This window comes from Mesorhizobium sp. M2A.F.Ca.ET.039.01.1.1 (genome assembly GCF_003998035.1).
Classification (GTDB): Bacteria; Pseudomonadota; Alphaproteobacteria; order Rhizobiales; family Rhizobiaceae; genus Mesorhizobium.
On sequence record NZ_RZRY01001010.1, the window covers coordinates 1 to 1,787 of the forward strand.

2 protein-coding genes are annotated in these 1,787 nt (G+C 63.7%); both read right to left on the bottom strand.

Translation table 11 applies throughout. From position 1 onward, the window contains the following. Positions 1–833: FAD-binding oxidoreductase (locus EOA24_RS36680; protein WP_133374836.1), on the bottom strand; the 833-nt coding region annotated here is incomplete at its 3' end. A gap of 2 nt (positions 834–835) precedes the next feature. Then, on the bottom strand, positions 836–1,787 hold a 952-nt coding region (locus tag EOA24_RS36685; protein WP_127410755.1), incomplete at its 5' end, for a cytosine deaminase.

The window sequence follows — 1,787 nt, forward strand, 5'->3', positions numbered from 1 at the left end:
ATCATGCACACCACGATGCTCTGCTCGCGCCGGAAGAATTTCTGGTGCCGCTTGAAATAGTCGTAAGGAATGGGCGCGGCGATCGGCGTGATCAGCTTCGCCAATATCCCGTCCTGCACGGCGAGGTCGTTGCCGAAGCCGGCCGCCTCCATGAAATCGTCGAAGCCGACAATGACGTCGATCCAGTCGTAGGAAGCCGTCAGCGGCATCTCGACCTCGGTGATGATACCGTTGGTACCATAGGCATGCATGACCTTGAGCACCTCTTCGCCGGTGAGCTCCATGACGCGCGGCTCGGCTTCCATGGTCACCGTTCGCAGTCGGATGACATTGCCGAGGTCGCGCAACCCGCCCCAGCGGATCGAGCCGATGCCGCCTGAGCCGCCGGCGATAAAGCCGCCGATCGAGGCGGTGTTGTAGGTCGAGGGCGACATGCGCAGTTCCTGGCTGGAATGCGCCCGCGTCGCCTTGTCGATCTCGGCCAGAACGGCGCCAGGCCCGGTCACCACGCGTCCCGGCGCGATCGTCTTGATCGCGTTCATCTCGGCGAGGTTGAGCACCACGCCGCCCGACAGCGGCATCGCTTGCCCATAATTGCCGGTGCCGCTGCCGCGCGGCGTCACCGGGACACCGTGCCGGTGACATGCTGCGAGCACGCGGATCACCTCGTCCTCATTCTTCGGCGTGACGATGAGATCGCCTTTGACATGATCGAGCTGTGCCTTCAGCACCGGGCTGTACCAGTAGAAGTCGCGGCTCTTCTGCTGGACGATCGCCGGATGGTCGTCGATCTTGATCCCGTCGAGATCGCGCTTCAGCGCTGCGATATCCATCATCACACCATCAATTCGTCGAGTTCGGCATAATCGGGCAGCTGGCGTTCGATCGCCCTGCCGTCGCGCACCACGATGCGATCCGATTCGGGCCGCGACAGCAATTCGGTCCAGCTCCGTCCCTTGAAGACGATGAAATCGGCGCTGCCGCCGACGGCAAGCATCCCAGCGTCATCGAGCCGCATTACCTCCGCCGGCGTCGCCGCCACCGCCTTCGGCCAGTCGCCGACCGGATGGTCGAAATGCAGGATGCGCGTCGCCATGCGGTAGACTTCCAGCATGTCGAGATCGCCATAGGCGTAGAACGGATCGCGCGTGTTGTCGGACGCGACCGCAACCTTGATGCCGCGCGCCTTCATCTCGTGCAGCAGCGTCACCCCGCGCCAGCGCGGTGTCGTTTGGTTGTTGCGGCGGTCTTGCAGATAGAGGTTGCACATCGGCAGCGACACCACGGCGATCCGCGCCTTCGCCACCTTATCCAGCGTATCAAGAACCTCGAGGTCCGACTGCCGCGCCAGCGAGCAGCAATGGCCGACCAGGATGTTGCCCTCGAAACCGTTCCAAAGCGACGCCTCGGCGATCTTCTTCAGCGAGATCGCCGCGACATCGTCGGTCTCGTCGGCATGGAAATCGAGGTCGAGCCCGTGCTTGATGGCTTCAGCGAAAACCTGGTCGAGCAGTTCTTCGAGGTCCGGCACCATATAGGTGACGACGCCGAGCACGCCCTTGGCCGCGGCGACGCGCTTGGCCAGCCGCTCGAACCAGACCTTGTCGCGCACGCCTTCGATGCCGAGCAGGCAGGCGGCCTGCAGGTCGATCCGCCCGCGCCATTTTTCCCGCATCGCCTCGAACACAGGCCAGGAGATTTCTTCCTGCGGCGGCATGCTGTCGAGATGCGTGCGCACCGCCTTGGTGCCATGCGCATAGGCCGAGCGCAGCGAGAAATCCATGCGC